Origin of the sequence: Streptomyces griseoviridis (genome assembly GCF_005222485.1) — a bacterium.
Classification (GTDB): Bacteria; Actinomycetota; Actinomycetes; order Streptomycetales; family Streptomycetaceae; genus Streptomyces; species Streptomyces hintoniae.
This window is the reverse complement of record NZ_CP029078.1, coordinates 2,082,852-2,098,752: the sequence shown is the minus strand read 5'-3', so window position 1 is coordinate 2,098,752 and position 15,901 is coordinate 2,082,852. Positions and strand designations below refer to the sequence as shown.

Annotated in this window: 13 protein-coding genes and 1 pseudogene; 8 read left to right on the top strand and 6 right to left on the bottom strand. The window is 72.6% G+C overall.

The features are described from left to right. Positions 1-49: 49 nt before the first annotated feature. The gene (gene der / locus DDJ31_RS08335) at positions 50-1,525 is read left to right on the top strand and encodes a ribosome biogenesis GTPase Der (RefSeq protein WP_127180925.1); all 1,476 of its coding nucleotides are present in this window, start codon (positions 50-52) and stop codon (positions 1,523-1,525) included. Between the two features lie 63 nt (positions 1,526-1,588). Here der and DDJ31_RS08330 read toward each other — a convergent pair whose 3' ends face one another. Together DDJ31_RS08330 and DDJ31_RS08325 are read right to left on the bottom strand one after the other, a co-directional pair. After that, positions 1,589-2,020 carry a hypothetical protein gene (locus DDJ31_RS08330; RefSeq protein WP_431029260.1) on the bottom strand — a complete coding sequence of 144 codons (432 nt, stop codon included), beginning with the start codon at positions 2,018-2,020 and terminating at the stop codon, positions 1,589-1,591. An 80-nt stretch (positions 2,021-2,100) separates the two neighbouring features. After that, on the bottom strand, positions 2,101-2,886 hold the full coding sequence (locus DDJ31_RS08325; protein ID WP_127180926.1) for a hypothetical protein: 786 nt from the start codon (positions 2,884-2,886) through the stop codon (positions 2,101-2,103). Between the two features lie 551 nt (positions 2,887-3,437). On the opposite strand from DDJ31_RS08325, the gene DDJ31_RS08320 reads away from it, so the two are divergent. The 3 genes and pseudogenes from DDJ31_RS08320 (at position 3,438) to DDJ31_RS08310 (ending at position 5,669) form a co-directional block, all read left to right on the top strand. Then, entirely contained in the window at positions 3,438-4,139 is a 702-nt protein-coding gene (locus DDJ31_RS08320; protein ID WP_127180927.1) for a transglycosylase family protein, read from the top strand. Positions 4,140-4,323: 184 nt separating this feature from the next. Next, positions 4,324-4,863, top strand: a pseudogene (locus tag DDJ31_RS08315) (transglycosylase family protein); the annotation flags it as partial. A gap of 590 nt (positions 4,864-5,453) precedes the next feature. Further along, positions 5,454-5,669, top strand: a complete 216-nt coding sequence (locus DDJ31_RS08310; protein WP_127180928.1) for an I78 family peptidase inhibitor — start codon at positions 5,454-5,456, stop codon at positions 5,667-5,669. A gap of 161 nt (positions 5,670-5,830) precedes the next feature. Here DDJ31_RS08310 and DDJ31_RS08305 read toward each other — a convergent pair whose 3' ends face one another. Beyond that, complete coding sequence (locus DDJ31_RS08305) at positions 5,831-6,874, bottom strand: phosphatase PAP2 family protein (RefSeq protein ID WP_127180929.1); 1,044 nt, start codon at positions 6,872-6,874, stop codon at positions 5,831-5,833. 238 nt (positions 6,875-7,112) lie between these two features. Then, on the bottom strand, positions 7,113-8,381 hold the full coding sequence (locus tag DDJ31_RS08300) for a hypothetical protein (protein ID WP_127180930.1): 1,269 nt from the start codon (positions 8,379-8,381) through the stop codon (positions 7,113-7,115). Positions 8,382-8,639: 258 nt separating this feature from the next. Here DDJ31_RS08300 and DDJ31_RS08295 point away from each other — a divergent pair, with 258 nt between their 5' ends. Beyond that, complete coding sequence (locus tag DDJ31_RS08295; RefSeq protein WP_127180931.1) at positions 8,640-10,346, top strand: MFS transporter; 1,707 nt, start codon at positions 8,640-8,642, stop codon at positions 10,344-10,346. A 294-nt stretch (positions 10,347-10,640) separates the two neighbouring features. Next, the gene (locus DDJ31_RS08290) at positions 10,641-11,831 is read left to right on the top strand and encodes an acyl-CoA dehydrogenase family protein (protein ID WP_127180932.1); all 1,191 of its coding nucleotides are present in this window, start codon (positions 10,641-10,643) and stop codon (positions 11,829-11,831) included. A gap of 36 nt (positions 11,832-11,867) precedes the next feature. Here DDJ31_RS08290 and DDJ31_RS08285 read toward each other — a convergent pair whose 3' ends face one another. Then, the gene (locus DDJ31_RS08285; protein WP_127180933.1) at positions 11,868-12,308 is read right to left on the bottom strand and encodes a cell division protein SepF; all 441 of its coding nucleotides are present in this window, start codon (positions 12,306-12,308) and stop codon (positions 11,868-11,870) included. Between the two features lie 311 nt (positions 12,309-12,619). Between DDJ31_RS08285 and DDJ31_RS08280 the strand changes: the two genes are divergently transcribed. Continuing rightward, positions 12,620-13,840, top strand: coding sequence for a DUF5685 family protein (locus DDJ31_RS08280; RefSeq protein ID WP_127180934.1), 1,221 nt, complete (start codon positions 12,620-12,622; stop codon positions 13,838-13,840). Positions 13,841-13,974: 134 nt separating this feature from the next. Then, entirely contained in the window at positions 13,975-14,568 is a 594-nt protein-coding gene (locus DDJ31_RS08275; RefSeq protein ID WP_127180935.1) for a GTP-binding protein, read from the top strand. Here the strand turns inward: DDJ31_RS08275 and DDJ31_RS08270 are convergent. Further along, a complete protein-coding gene (locus DDJ31_RS08270) occupies positions 14,565-15,521 on the bottom strand; it encodes an ABC transporter substrate-binding protein (protein ID WP_127180936.1) in 957 nt (318 codons plus the stop codon). The two genes, DDJ31_RS08275 and DDJ31_RS08270, sit on opposite strands and share 4 nt — an antisense overlap. Between the last annotated feature and the right edge of the window lie 380 nt (positions 15,522-15,901).

The following is a 15,901-nucleotide window of genomic DNA, read 5'->3' as shown; positions in this document are numbered from 1 at the left end:
GACACCGGGACGGCCCACCGATCACCACGATGAACGAGGTACGGACTTCATGAACGACCACATCCACTCCGAGGGCTCGGGCGAGGAGCACGACCACGGAGCGCTTGGCGACGCCGAGTACGCAGCGTTCATGGAGCTGGCCGCGGAAGAGGGCTTCGACAGCGAGGACGTCGAGGGCGCCATCGAGGCCGCGGGCCACGGACCGCTGCCGGTGCTCGCCGTCGTCGGCCGGCCGAACGTCGGCAAGTCGACCCTGGTGAACCGGATCATCGGCCGCCGCGAGGCCGTCGTCGAGGACAAGCCCGGAGTCACCAGGGACCGCGTCACCTACGAGGCCGAGTGGGCGGGCCGCCGCTTCAAGGTCGTCGACACCGGCGGCTGGGAGCAGGACGTCCTCGGCATCGACGCGTCCGTGGCCGCGCAGGCCGAGTACGCCATCGAGGCCGCCGACGCCGTCGTCTTCGTGGTGGACGCCAAGGTCGGCGCGACCGACACCGACGAGGCGGTCGTCCGGCTGCTGCGCAAGGCCGGCAAGCCGGTCGTGCTGGCCGCCAACAAGGTCGACGGCCCCAGCGGCGAGGCCGACGCCTCCTACCTGTGGGCGCTCGGCCTCGGCGAGCCGCACCCCGTCTCCGCCCTGCACGGCCGGGGCACGGGCGACATGCTGGACGCCGTCCTCGAGGCGCTGCCCGAGGCGCCGGAGCAGACCTTCGGCACCGCTGTCGGCGGCCCGCGCCGGATCGCCCTGATCGGCCGCCCGAACGTCGGCAAGTCCTCGCTGCTGAACAAGGTGGCGGGCGAGGAGCGCGTCGTCGTCAACGAGCAGGCGGGCACCACCCGCGACCCCGTCGACGAGCTGATCGAACTCGGCGGTGTCACCTGGAAGTTCGTCGACACGGCCGGCATCCGCAAGCGGGTCCACCTCCAGCAGGGCGCCGACTACTACGCCTCGCTGCGCACCGCGGCCGCCGTCGAGAAGGCGGAGGTCGCGGTCATCCTGATCGACGCCACCGAGTCGATCTCGGTGCAGGACCAGCGGATCGTCACCATGGCCGTCGAGGCGGGCCGCGCGCTGGTCATCGCCTACAACAAGTGGGACAACCTCGACGAGGAGCGCCGCTACTACCTGGAGCGCGAGATCGAGACCGAGTTCGCGCAGGTCGCGTGGGCGCCCCGGGTCAACGTCTCGGCGCGCACCGGGCGGCACATGGAGAAGCTGGTCCCGGCGGTCGAGGCGGCCCTCGCGGGCTGGGAGACGCGGGTGCCGACCGGCAGGCTGAACGCCTTCCTCGGTGAGCTGGTCGCCGCCCACCCGCACCCGATCCGCGGCGGCAAGCAGCCCCGCATCCTCTTCGGCACCCAGGCGGGCACCAAGCCGCCCCGGTTCGTGCTGTTCGCCTCCGGGTTCATCGAGGCGGGCTACCGGCGCTTCATCGAGCGCAGGCTGCGCGAGGAGTTCGGCTTCGAGGGCACCCCGATCCACATCTCGGTGCGGGTGCGCGAGAAGCGCGGCAAGAAGAAGTAACCCCGAACGGCCCGAAGGGCGGCCCCGGTCGAGTACCGGGGCCGCCCTTCGGTGTACCGCCGCTCAGATGCCGCGTCCGCCGGGCGGCAGTGCGGCCGGTACGTGCTGCATGCCGCCCCCCTGCTGCCCGATCTGGCCCACCCGCTGCCACTGCGACTGCTGCCGCGCGCTGTACGCGCCCGCGCTGTAGGCGCTGTAGGAGCTGCTGAACGAACCGGGACGGTGCCCGGAGTTCTGGGAGTGCACGCCCGCGCCGTAGGGAATGTTCCCGAAGGCGGTGAAACCCAGCTCCTCCTCACCGCTGCGGTCGCCCGGCAGGGTGCGGAAGGATTTGACGTACTCGGCGTAGAGCGCGTCGTAGATCGGTGTGGCCGAGGAGCCGCCGTGGAGATCGTGGGCCGAGCGCGCCGGAGGGATCTCCCTGCCGTGACGCAGCGGCGACAGCGGAGGGACCGGCTGGTAGGCCTGGCGGAGCGGAACGTCGTAGGAGTGCACGTTGTGCAAACGACCCGGCCCCTGAAGGGATGCGGTCGGGGAGCGCCTCTTCAGGGGCGTGCGGGTGTGCGGACGGCGGCTCAGACGCCCGCGAGCGGCATCGCGGCGGCGACCAGCCTGCCGTTGGCGGCGGCCTTGTCGAGCGCGTCCCGCAGCAGGTCCTCGCGGGGCTGACGGCCGATGGAGCCGACCGGCGCCGCGAACATCAGCACCTGCTGGTGCTTGTTGGCGGCCGCCCGCCAGCTCTCGGTGACCTGGAGCGGCTGGTGCGCCTGCCACCAGGCCACCGGCTGGCCGCCGCTCGGGCCCGGCTGGAGCACCGCGTGCAGCTGTCCCACCGCGAGCAGCACCGACCAGCCGTGCAGCACCGCGGGCGGGGCGTCGATCGCGGAGAGCGGCGTGAAGCCCTGCTCGACGAGGAGCGGCAGGAACTCGTCGCCATTGACGCCGTCGGTGCCGGGGCGGGCGATCGGCGCGGTCGGCTCGACGACGAGGGCGGGGTGCAACTCCCCGGCGATCAGCACGAGTCCGCTGGTCACCCCGAGCACGGCCTGCTCGGGGACGACCTTCGAGGGGCCGAGGTCCACGGAGTCCCCGGAGATGGAGCGCACGGCCCCCTGGAGCTGGTCCTCGGTGACCTGCACGACCTGGGAGGGCAGGCAGGTGGCGTGGGCGAAGGCGAGGACGGCGGTCTCGTCGCCGATGAACAGGACGGTGCTGGTGCGCTCCTGTTCGGAGTCGCCCGGGGTGCGGCAGGACGTGCAGTCGTAGCTGCCGGGGGTGTTCTCTCCGGCGAGCAGCCGGTCGGCCTCTTCGTCGCCGATCTCGGCACGTACCTCGTCGCTGACGTCGAGCATGCGCGGCACGGGTGGCTCCCTCGGGAAGTGGTGCGGGGCGGGGCCGGGCGGCTCCCGGCCCGTGAACCGGGTGGGCCCCGGGCTCATGAAGAGGACAACGGGTGATCTGTGGTGGTGGTCACGCCCCAGGGCGAACGTGATCGGTCGGTCCGCCGCAGACGGTCACGATCGGTCCAGAATCGGTCACTCATCGTCAAAGGGGCCGAACCGCAAGGGAGTTGGAGGAGTGATGTGAGTCACAGTCAGCTCCGCCTACTGGTCGCAATATCGGGATATCCCGTGATGAAGTGGGTGTCCAGAAATCGATGATACCGGCGGTAACCCTGAACTGGCCTGGCCCTAAGGCCCGTTGGTTGTCCTCGGCCCGCCCCGCTCCTTAGATTCCTCCGCCGTGTGCAACGAGCACCGCTCGGGAACGTCCGCCGACCGCACCAAGCGAGCAGTACCCGTGATCGACAGCACCACCACCGTCGGCGGACGGGGCGGAGCGCGGCGAACGGCCCCTGTGCCGTCGGCCCGCCCCGCCTTGGGGGAACCCGGGCGCATGGAGAGGGAACTACATGTCCGAATGTGCCGACACCACTCGCGGCAACGTCCGTAAGACGCGCACGACGGCGGTCCTCACCGGGGCGGCCCTGCTCGCCCCGCTCGGACTGCTGGCCGCGACCGGCAACGCCGCAGCCGCGGACGGCGGAGTGTGGGACCGCATCGCGCAGTGCGAGAGCGGCGGCAACTGGCACATCAACACCCGCAACGGCTACTTCGGCGGGCTTCAGTTCTCCGCCGGCACCTGGCGTGCCTACGGCGGCGCGGCCTACGCGGCGACCGCCGACGGGGCCACCAGGGAGCAGCAGATCGCCGTCGCCACCAAGGTCCAGGGCGCGCAGGGCTGGGGCGCCTGGCCGGTCTGCTCGGTCCGGGCCGGAGCGACGGGCGGCGCGCCGGCCGCGTCCGCGCCGAGCGGCGCCACGGGCTCCGGCGGCGGCTCGACGGCGAGGTCGGCGCCGGAGTCCACCGCGGCGAGGACCCCGCAGGCCCCCGGCACCCCGCACACCTCGAAGCCGTCGAAGGCGCCGCAACGCCCGGCGGCCGGTACGGCACGCGGCGCCTCCCGGGGCGACTACACCGTCCGCGAGGGCGACACGCTGAGCGTGATCGCCGAGCGCAACGGCACCACCTGGCAGCGGCTCTACTCCGCCAACCAGGCCGTCATCGGCGGCGACCCGGACCTGATCGTGCCCGGACAGCAGCTCGATCTGTGAGCCGGCCCGGTCCCGGGTGACGGCCCGGGACCGGCCCGCTCCCACGGACCCGGGGCCGGGTCATCGAAGCGGCGCCGTCCGGTCCCGGGCAGGGGCCCCGTCCGGTCCTCCGACCGGGTGGGGCCCTTCGGCTCCCCGGACGCGCCACGGCGGCCCCGCCCCGCGCCCTGCCTAGCGTGGCCCGATGCCCCGCACCCCGATCGTCCTCGCCGCCGCCCTGACCGCAGCGGTCCTGCCCGCCGTGCTGCTGCCCGGCGCCGCGCACGGAGCGCCGCCGCCGGCGGGACCGCCGCCCGTCCTGGCGCCCCGGGACTGCGCCGCCGACCAGTGGCCCTGGGGCTGCCTCGCCGACTGCGAGAGCGGTGGGCGCTGGGACGCCGACACCGGCAACGGCTTCTACGGCGGGCTCCAGTTCCGCCAGGCCACCTGGGAGGAGTTCGGCGGCCCGCGGTACGCGCCGCGCGCCGATCTCGCCACCCGCGACCAGCAGATCGCCGTCGCCCAGGAGGTGCTGGCCGTCCAGGGCTGGGAGGCCTGGCCCGCCTGCGCCAGGAAGTACCGGCTCAGCGGCCGCATGCACACGGTGAGACCGGGCGACACCCTCACCTCGATCGCCCGCAGGTACGGGGTCCGCGGCGGCTGGCGCGCCCTGTACGAGGCCAACAAGGACATGGTCGGCGGCAGTCCGGACCGCCTCAACCCGGGCACCCTGCTCCGCATCCCGCAGGACGCGCCCCGCGCCGACACCCCGGGCCGGGTCCCGGCCGTCTCGGAACCGCCACCGCCACCGCCATCGCCGCCGCCACCGCCATCGCCGCCGCCGCTGCCATCGCCGCCGCCGCCCTCGCCGACCGCCGCCGCCGCCGCGCCGACCGCCGCCGCCACTGTCGCCGTCCGGCCGTCCGCGCGCCGGACGGTGGGCTCCGCGCGTGCGGGGGTCCTGTGAGGGAAACGTGTATTTCCTACGCGCCGTCAGCGGTCCAGGGCCCGCGCGGAAACGGCCGGTAATAGGTATTTCCAGGCCCTTGTACGGTCGTTCCGCGGCCCTTCCCCGGACGCCTCACCGGCGTATTCCGGCCGGTCTGCGGCAGGCCCGCGCGTCGCTATTCATAGGGTTCTGACAGCGCGCGGAAATTATGTCCAGGCGGCCCGGAATGGCGTAGTGAGCACGGCCTGAACCGCTCGATCGTGTGAGGGAGTTCGGCCGAAACGCGTGTCGTGATCCTGTGACAGAAGCGTGACCGTGAGGGGACGGGTGACCCTGGGCGACGGCCCCGGCTTCCCCGCCCGCCCGGCACGGCCTAGCGTGGCCGCATGGCACCGATCCCCACTCCGCAGCCGGAGCCCCAGGACAGTCCGGAAGGCTACGTCGGCCTCGACGCGCCCGACGCCGAGCGGCGCGCGCGGGCGCGCGGCTGGTCGACGGTGCGCTCCCTGCCCCCGGGGGCGATCGTCACGATGGAGTACCGGGCCGGGCGGCTGAACTTCGAGGTGAGGGACGGGCGGGTGGCGCGGGCCTGGAAGGGCTGAGCGCGCACCGACCGCCGCGGGACGACCGTCGGCGGCGGGTTCCGCGCACCGGCCGGGCCCGCCTCGGTCCATGGCGAAGGCCCCGGTTCCGTGGTGGAACCGGGGCCTTCGCCGTACCGGACCGGGATGTGCGTACCGGGCCCGCCGCTCGGGGGCGCCCGTCAGCCGCCGGTCAGCGGGCGGGCCGCCGACGTCGACGCGCCGCGCGGCACCCGGTCGGCGTGCGGTGGTCTGCGGCTGCCGACCGGGGTGACCGGGGTGCGTTCGGCGCGGGTGGAGTGCGGTCCGGGCGCCAGGTGGTACGCGGGCGCCCGCGCGGCCCGGCCGGTGCCGCTGACCGTCTCGCGGGCCGCCGCCTCGTCGTGGGCGGGGGTGGTCCTCGGCTTGATCATCACCGGCGCCCCCACGGGAGCGGACGGCGCGGCAGGGGCCGGCACGAAGGCGCCGTGCCGCTCCCGCCAGCGGTCGCGCAGATCGAAGACGGCGACCTCGGCGCGGGCGATCAGCGGCTCGCACCAGGGCAGGGCCAGCAGGATCAGCAGCCCGGCGGCCCAGCCGAGCAGCACGTCGCTCAGCCAGTGCGTACCGAGGTAGACGGTCGCCAGGCCGACGCCGAGCGAGGTCACCGCGGAGAGCGCGGACAGCCAGCGGCGGGCTCTCGGGGTGGAGGCCAGATAGGCCAGGATGCCCCAGGTCACCACGGCGTTCGCGGTGTGGCCGCTGGGAAATATATCGCCGCCGAGACCCATCTCGTTCGAGCCGATGGTGGTCGCGTAGTGCGGGCCGAGACGGCCCATGCCGATCTTCGCGGCGCCGACGGTGATGTTCAGCAGCAGCAGCGAGACACCCAGCGTGAGCAGCGGCCGCAGCGTGTGCTGCCGCCAGGAGCGCCAGCCGAGCCAGGCCGCGACCATCACCGCCGTCGGGCCGCGCTGGCCGAGGACCACGTAGTAGTCGACGAACCAGTGGATGCCCGCCCACTGCTGGTACGGCCGGAAGAACATGACCTGCCAGTCGAAGCGGACCAGCCACGAGGTGATCACCACGGCCCACACGATCGCCAGGTAGAAGGCCAGGGTTCCGGCGAACAGCGCCACCCGGTGCCGACTCATTCTGGGCACGTCGATGTGCGCCGGCCGTTCCGGCTCCCGGTCCAGCCTGGCGAACACCCGGTCCAGACGGGTGAGGTTTCGTTCGGTACGCACCCAATCGACGTTACAGCGAGTGAGCTCTGATCCCGGGCGAATCAGCGGCTTTGTGATGACGATGTGATGTGGGATTGCTCTCAGCAGGTGGTTTATCCCTGGTGAATCCGTAATCCCGAACGCCACTCTCCTGCAATTCCTTTGATCGTTCCGGGGGGAAATTTTATCCTGATTATTAATTCGTTCACCGAATCCTCGCCTCGGATTCTCCGCGTGCTCACCGTGCGCGGCCGGACGATCATGGCGGCCCCGAGCCGTTCAGCCAGAACGCCCCGTAGACCGCCGACGCCACCGCGAACACCCCCACCACCAGCGCCGCCCCGCGCGTCCGCAGCCGGGCCAGGGCCAGGGCCGGCGGGAACAGCAGCGGGAAGGCGGGCAGCAGCAGCCGCGGCTTCGAGCCGAAGTAGCTCGACGCGCAGAGCGCGAGCACGGTGACGATCCCCGCGTACACCAGCAGCGGCAGCGGCTGGCGCCCGCGCACACAGGTGACGTAGAGCCAGATCAGCAGGGCCACGCCGACGATCAGGGCGACGCCCGCGAGGGCCGAGGGGAACGAGGTGAGGCGCGCGCCGACGAAACGGGCGAAGGCCCAGCCGCCGTCGAAGCCGTTGCGCCAGCCCGCCTGGACGTCCAGATAGCCGAGGGGGCCCTTCCCGGTGTGGAGACCGACCCACAGGACGTAGCCGACGGCCCCCAGGGGCGCGAGCAGCATGCCGAGGGCGCGCGGGACGGGGGACGCGCCGGAGTGCGGTGCGGTGACCGTGGGGGAGGGGGCGTGCGGCGAGAGCTGCGCGCCGCTCGCGGTGAACACGCTTCGGGTCTGCCCGAACGAGGGGGGCGGGCGAGGGGCGCGAGAAGGGGGCGCGTCACGGTCGCGCGCGAACGACGCGAGGCCCGCCGCCCAGACCGCCGCGGCCACCGCCACACCCACCGGCCGGGTCAGGCCCGCCAGCAGCGCCAGCGAACCCGCCGTCACCCAGCGGCCGGTCAGCACCGCGTACAGCGACCACGCGGCCAGCGCCGTGAACAGCGACTCGCTGTATGCCATCGACTGCACGATCCCGACCGGCAGCACCGCCCACAGCAGGACCGCGCACACGCCCGCCCGACGGCCGTACACGTGATCCGCGACCGCGAAGATCCCCCACGCCGCCGCACCCGAGGCGAGCAGGGTGACGACGAACCCCGCGTCCGCGTGCGACAGCGGCGTCACCGCCGCGAGGCCGCGCTCCAGCCAGGGAAGCAGCGGGAAGAACGCCAGATCCGCGTGGACGTCGCCGTTCGGCAGCCGCACCTCGTAGCCGTAGCCCCCTTCGGCCACCCGGCCGTACCACAGGGCGTCCCAGCGCGCCGTCAACAAGGTGTACGCGCTCTTGCCGCGCTCCGCGCTCCACACGGCCAGCACCAGCAGCCCCAGAGCCCGGACGGCGGCGTACCCCACCAGGGCGGGAGCCGCCCTGCGCAGGGCGGCCCTCGGTCCTGCGCGGGTGTCGAGATCGTTCACAGGAACGATTATCGACGGCGCACAGTACCGCCCGTTCGGACGCACCGTGACCGGACGCCGGGGGAGTGGCGTACGCCACACGGGTTGCGCGTGATCTCTGAGAGGTCCGCCACTAGGACGAAGCACGGACTCGCGTACATTGACGTCTCACTCGCCATCGTTGCGCGGGCCGGGGACCACCGCTCCTCTCCGGCCGAGTCACCGGGAGTCCCCACCCCGCGAGCCCGCCGAACGCGAGGGAATCTGGGAGGTACGTACATGTCCGGGACGACCACGGCCGCCGCAGCGCCGCGCCGTCGGGCGGCCGGGGCCGGTGCCAACCGCTGGGTCGTCCTCGTCGTCCTCTGTGTGAGCCTGCTCCTGGTCGCGGTCGACGCCACCGTGCTGCACGTCGCGGTGCCCGCCGTCACCGAGGACCTCAAGCCCGGCGCGATCGAACTGCTCTGGATCGTCGACGTCTACCCCCTGGTCTGCGCCTCGCTGCTGATCCTCTTCGGCACGCTCGGCGACCGGGTCGGCCGGCGGCGCATCCTGCTCCTCGGCTACGCCCTGTTCGGCGTCGCCTCCGGGATCGCCGCCCTCGCCCACGACCCGCAGCTCCTGATCATGGCCCGCGCGCTGCTCGGAGTCGGCGGCGCCATGATCATGCCGGCCACGCTGTCGATCCTCCGCCAGGTCTTCCCCGACCGGCGCGAACGGGCGGTCGCCATCGGCGTGTGGAGCGCGGTCGCCGCGGTCGGCGCGGCGGCGGGACCGCTGCTCGGCGGGTTCCTCCTCGAACACTTCTGGTGGGGCTCGGTCTTCCTCGTCAACATCCCGCTGATGCTGGTGAGCCTCCCCGTGGGCCGCCTGGTGCTGCCCGAGTCGCGCGGCACGGTCGACGGGCCGTGGGACGTCGTCGGCGCGCTGATGGCCGCAGGCGGGCTGTTCGGCGTGGTCTTCGGCGTGAAACGGCTCGGCGGCGGTGAGGCGGTGGCCGGCGCGTACACCCTCGCGCCGCTCGTGGTGGGAGCCGCGCTGCTGATCCTCTTCGTGCGACGGCAACGACGCCGCACCCACCCCCTCGTCGACCTGCGGATGTTCGCGCGGCCCGCGTTCAGCACGTCCGTCGGCTGCATCGTGCTGGCCATGCTCGCGCTGGTCGGACTCGAACTGATCGCCGCGCAGTACCTGCAACTCGTCCTCGGCCTCTCGCCCCTCCAGACCGGCCTGCGCCTGCTCCCCCTCACGTTCGCGGCGATGGCCGCGGGGCTCGCGGGGGCGCGGGCGCTGCGGCGGTTCGGGCCGCGGCGGATGGTGTGCTTCGGGTTCTGCCTCACCGCCTGCTCCGTGCTGGTGCTGACCGCGATGGGCCGCTCCGACAACCCGGGACTCCTGCTGTCCGGGTTCCTGCTGCTCGGGTTCGGCCTGGAGACGACGCTGTTCGGGGCGTACGAGTCGATGCTGAGCGAGGCGCCACCCGCGCAGGCCGGCGGGGCGGCGGCGATCGGCGAGACGTCGTACCAGCTCGGCGCCGGGATCGGGATCGCGCTCCTCGGCAGCGTGATGAACGCGGCGTACGCGCCAGGACTCACGTCCGTGGCCGGCGTCCCGGCGGCGGCGTCCGCCTCGGCGGGCCACTCCTTGGGCGAGGCGTACGACATCGCCGGCCGGCTCGGAGGCCCGGCGGGAACCGCCCTGCGAGCGGCGGCACGCGACTCCTTCGTGCACGGGCTGCATGTGACGTTGCTGGTGAGCGCGGGGTTGCTGCTGCTGGGCGCGGCGATGGCACTACGACTGCCACGGGCCATGCAGTGCGAGGCGGACGGGGACGTGACGGTGGCGGGCGTGACGGTCGGTGAAGTGACAGGGGGTGAGGTGCCGGGAGCCGAGGTCGCGGGGGTGCCTGGGCCTCGGGACGCGGCGCGGGTTGCCGCGAGCGGGGGGTCGGTGCCCGCGGAGTCGGTGGGGCGCGGGGGGCGGTGAGGGCGGGGCTCGCCCACCCACGCGCCGCCCGCGGCGGTCACTTGGATGCCGGGCGTCGCCTGGCCGCTGCTGCGCGTGGTCGGCGGGTGCGGGGCGTGCGTTGCTGTCACTTGAGTCGTCACCCTCGCCCGCCGGGGCTCAGCGCCATCGGCGACCGCGGCTCACTCGACAGCGCCACCCACACCCGCAAGCCCGCCCCTCGGCCCCGTCCTCGCTGGACTCCCCGCTCCCCCCGTCGTAACGTCGGGACCAGTGTCCGTGGCTAGCGGTGCTAGTTTTGTCGGAGGGTGGAGCATGGCCGCGTCCCCGAAGTTGCCCCCGTTCGATCCCGCCGATCCGCTCGGGATCGACGACCTCCTGGAGGTGGAGGACCTCGCCGTGCGGGACACCGTGCGGGCCTGGGCCGCGGATCGGGTCGTTCCGCACGTGGCGCGGTGGTACGAGGACGGCGAGCTGCCGCAGATCCGCGAACTGGCCAGAGAACTCGGCGCGATCGGCGCCCTCGGCATGTCGCTCAGCGGCTACGGCTGCGCGGGCGCCAGCGCCGTCCAGTACGGGCTCGCCTGCCTCGAACTGGAGGCCGCGGACTCCGGCATCCGGTCCCTGGTGTCGGTGCAGGGCTCCCTCGCCATGTACGCGATCCACCGCTTCGGCAGCGAGGAGCAGAAGCTGCGCTGGCTGCCCCGCATGGCCGCGGGTGACGCCATCGGTTGCTTCGGGCTGACCGAGCCCGACCACGGCTCCGACCCCGCCGCCATGCGCACGTACGCCAAGCGCGACGGCACCGACTGGGTCCTCGACGGACGCAAGATGTGGATCACCAACGGGTCCGTGGCCGCCGTCGCCGTCGTCTGGGCGCAGACCGAGGGCGGCATCCGCGGGTTCGTCGTCCCCACGGACACGCCCGGGTTCTCCGCTCCGGAGATCAAGCACAAGTGGTCGCTGCGGGCCTCCGTGACCAGCGAACTCGTCCTCGACGGCGTCCGGTTGCCGGATGACGCCGTGCTGCCCGGGGTGACGGGGCTGCGGGGGCCGCTGAGTTGTCTGTCGCACGCCCGCTACGGCATCGTCTGGGGCGCGATGGGTGCCGCGCGCAGCTGTTTCGAGACGGCCGTCGAGTACGCGACGTCACGGGAGCAGTTCGGCCGGCCCATCGGTGGCTTCCAGCTCACTCAGGCCAAGCTCGCCGACATGGCGGTCGAGCTGCACAAGGGGATTCTGCTCGCCCATCATCTGGGGCGGCGGATGGACGCCGGCCGCCTGCGTCCCGAGCAGGTCAGCTTCGGCAAGCTCAACAACGTCCGGGAGGCGATCGAGATCTGTCGCACGGCGCGGACGATCCTCGGTGCCAACGGGATCTCGCTGGAGTACCCCGTGATGCGGCACGCCACCAACCTGGAGTCGGTGCTGACGTACGAGGGGACCGTCGAGATGCATCAGCTCGTGCTGGGCAAGGCGCTCACCGGGCTCGACGCCTTCCGGTGAACCCTGCGCGGGGCAGGGCCGGTGAGCGGCCCTGCCTCAGCTCTGGTTGAAGAAGCCGTCGGTGCGGTGCGCCGCCGCCTCGCCGCTGACGATCTCGGTGTCGGCGGGGGTGAGCAGGAAGACGCGGTTGGACACGCGGTCGATGGAGCCGCGCAGCCCGAAGATGAGCCCGGCCGCGAAGTCGACGACGCGCTTGGCGTCGGTCGCCTCCATGGCGGTGAGGTTCATGATGACCGGGACGCCGTCGCGGAAGAGTTCGCCGATGGCGCGGGCGTCCCGGAAGCTGTCCGGGGTGACCGTGCCGATCCGGCGGCCCTTCTCCTCGGCGACGTCCGTGGCCACCTGGACCCGGGGGTCGGTGACCCAGGCATCCCTGGGCTGCTCGGTCCCATCGGAGTAGTCGTCGTCGTAGTAACGCTCGTCATCGTTGTCGTCGACGAGGCCAAGCCAGGCACTTGCCTTGCGTACCGATCCCATGGACGCCTCCTCTCACAGCGGTCTTTCTTGCTTTCCGCATCCCTATGGTCATCCATGATGCGGACGGCGTGCCAAGTGGTTAGACGCCGCGCGGGGGGTTTGTGACGGTACTGGTGCACAGCGAATACGTCGAGAGGCCGGATGCCCCAAGGGTCCTGTCCTACACCGCTGCTGACTGTGAGTGAAATATGATTCTTCACGGCGGACGGGTGACGGGCGGGGCGTTCGGGTGAACGGACGGTGCTCGCGCGACCCCGGCTCACCGCTCGATCGGATCGTCGGATGTCCTGTGTGCCCGGGGGGAAATCGGCATGTTCGGAATCATCAGACCCTGCCGTCATCGGCTGGGCGAGCGGCTCACCGCTCAGTGGACGGCGCATCTGTGCGGGCTCTGCCTCGCGTTGCGCGCGGACCACGGACAGTTCGCCCGGATCGTGACGAACTACGACGGGCTTCTCCTTTCGGTCCTGACGGAGGCTCAGGCCGAACGGGACGGCGGACAGAGGCGGCGGACGGCCGGGCCGTGTCCGCTGCGCGGGATGCGGACCGCGTCCGTCGCCCGGGGCGAGGGCGCCAGGCTGGCCGCCGCCGTCTCGCTGGTGCTGGCCTCGGCGAAGGTCCGCGACCATGTCGCCGACGGGGACGGGCTGCTGGCCCGCCGTCCGGTCGCCGCCGCCGCCCGCCGGGTGGCCGCGGGCTGGGACGCCGCGGGGGCCCGCACCGGGAGCGCCGTCGGCTTCGACACGGCGGTGCTCGTCGACGCCGTGGACCGGCAGCTCGGCGTCGAGTCCCTCGCCGGTCCTGGCACGCCGATCCTGACCGTCACCGAGCCGACCGAGACCGCCACCGCCGCCGCCTTCGCGCACACCGCGCTGCTGGCCGGGCGGCCGGAGAACGCGGCGCCGCTCGCCGAGGCCGGACGCCTGTTCGGGCGTCTCGCCCATCTGCTGGACGCCGTGGAGGACAGGGAGGCCGACGCCGCGTCGGGCGCCTGGAACCCGCTCACCGCCACCGGCACCCCGCCCGCCGAGGCCCGCAGGATCGCGGGCGACGCGCTGCACGGCATCCGGCTCGCCCTGCGGGACGCGGAGTTCACCGACGCCGGGCTCGTCCACCGGCTGCTCGCGCACGAACTCGGCGCCTCCGTCGACCGCGCCTTCCGCACCGGCGCCGGCCACGCCCACGCCCACGCCCACGGTCCCGCGCCCAAGGAGCCCGAGGCGCCGCCCCGCGACCCCGACCGCCCCGTCGGCCCGTGGGGGCCGCCGGAGCGGGGGCCCCGTCCGCCGCGCGGACTGCTGGCGGGCTGCGCGGTGTGGGCCGGGCTCGCCTGCACCTGCCAGTTGTGCTGCGGCGAGTACGAGAGCCCCTGGAGCCGGGAGCCGCGCAAGGGTCCCTGCGAGGGCTGCGGCAACTGCGGTGACTGCGGCGACTGCTGCCAGTGCTGCGAGTGCTGCGGCAACGGCGGTGACTGCTGCGACGGATGCGACTGCTGTGACGGCTGCGACTGCGGCTGCGATTGCGGCTGTTGAGGCCGCACACCCCGAGGGCGCGGCGGGGCCGCCCGCCGTCGAGCGGGCCGCGGCGCGCTGAACGCCCGGTGCGCGCGAGCCGTACAGAACGGCGCAAGGCTCGTCGCTCCAGCCGCCCGAAAGGACCAGGGACCATGTCCGGGTGCTCTGACAGGATCGTGCCGCTCGCCGTGAAGATCGTGGTGAGCGGCGGCCTCGGGGTCGGCAAGACCACGTTCATCAGGGCCGTCTCGGAGATCGAGCCGCTCGGCACCGAGGCCGCGATGACCCAGGTGTCGGTCGGCGTCGACTCCCTCGACGGCGTCGAGTCCAAGACCACGACGACGGTCGCGCTCGACTTCGGGCGGATCACCCTCGACCCGTCGATCGCCCTGTACCTGTTCGGGACGCCCGGCCAGGCCCGCTTCTCGTTCCTGTGGGACGACCTGATGGAGGGCGCCCTCGGCACCGTCGTCCTCGCGGACACCCGGCGCATCGAGGAGAGCTTCTCGGCCGTGGACCACTTCGAGGCCAGGGGAGTGCCGTTCGTGCTCGCCGTGAACCGCTTCGACGGCGCCGAGCGGTACGGCACGGAGAAGGTGCGCGACGCCCTGCGGCTGGGCGACACGGTGCCCGTCCTGGAGTGCGACGCGCGGGACCGGGGGTCCGTGCGGGACGTCCTCGGCACCCTGATGGACCGGGTCATCGGGGTGCGCGCCGACTCCAGGACGGCGGCGCTCGCGCGTTAGTTCTTCAGTTCGGGAGGCGAGATCCTGGACTCGGTGAGGGCCGAGCCCGTCGTGCCCCACTTCTTGAGGATCCTGGCGTACGCGCCGTCAGCGATCAGCTTGTCGACCGCCGACCGGAAGGCCGGGGCGAGCGGAGAGCCCTTCTTGAACGCGAAGCCGACGTCGAGGCGGTGGAACTCGTTGAGGAACTTCACGCCGGTCTGCTGCGCCACCGCGTACCGCAGCCCGTTGATCGTGGACATCACGATGTCGCTGCGGCCCTGCTGGAGCGAGGACCAGATCGCGCCCGGCTCGCTGTACGTCTGCACCCGGTACGCCTTCTTGCCCGCGTCGGCGCACAGGTGCTTGTTCTCCTCCAAGGTGGCCTCGAAGGTGGTGCCGGCGCCCGTCGCGACGTTCAGACCGCACAGCTGCCGGAGATCGGTCACCTTGGAGAGCTTGCTGTCCTCGCGGGTCGCGAAGCCCTGGCCGTCGTTGATGTAGGTGACGAAGTCGATCGTCCTGCGCCGTTCGTCGGTCACCCCGAAGTTGCTCGCGCCGACGTCGTACTTGCCGCTGTCGAGGGCGGGCAGGATCGCCTCGAAGCTGGCCTGCTCGGTCTTCAGCCGGATGCCGAGCACCTTCGCGACGGCGAGCGAGAAGTCGACGTCCTCACCGGTCAGCGTGGTGCCGTCGTCGAGGTAGGTGGTGCCTGGCGGGCTGCCGCCGACGCTGACCGCGAGGGTCAGGGAGGTGGTGCCTGCGGGCAGCAGCTTCGCCGACGCCGGGTCCTTCCCGATGTCGGAGACCACGTCCGTGGTCGGGATCCTGGCCACGGACGCCTTGCCCTTGGCCGTGGTGTCGGTGGCGTCGGTGGAGTCGCCCGAACCGCAGGCCGTGAGCAGCAGGGCGGCCGAGGTCAGCAGGGCGTAGGAGGCGAGGAGCCGGGTGCGGGCGCGCGAGAGCGGGCGCATGAATGCTGTCTCCTGGAAGGGGAGAAGAAAGGAGCGGGCGCGAGGGGAGGGGTGCGCGTGTGAAGGCGGAGAAGAAGTGCGCTGAAGGCGTCCGCCCGGTCAGCGGACCGGGCGCGCGGAAGGTCGGCTCAACAGGAAGAGGACCACACACGACCGAAGTCGATGTGGGAGCGCGTGACCAGCCACTGCTGTGGATGCATGGGCCAAGTGGAACAGGTCTCCGGTTCCACGTCAACGACATGAGACGCACCGCTCACATCATGGACGGCCTTGACAGCGAGGGGAAACGGCGCCGTACAGTCGACGGACGGCCCTGCTGAGGGGCTCGGCCGTGACGCGTCGCAGAGCGCGTCCGTGTGAAGGCACCACCCGTGTTCGAC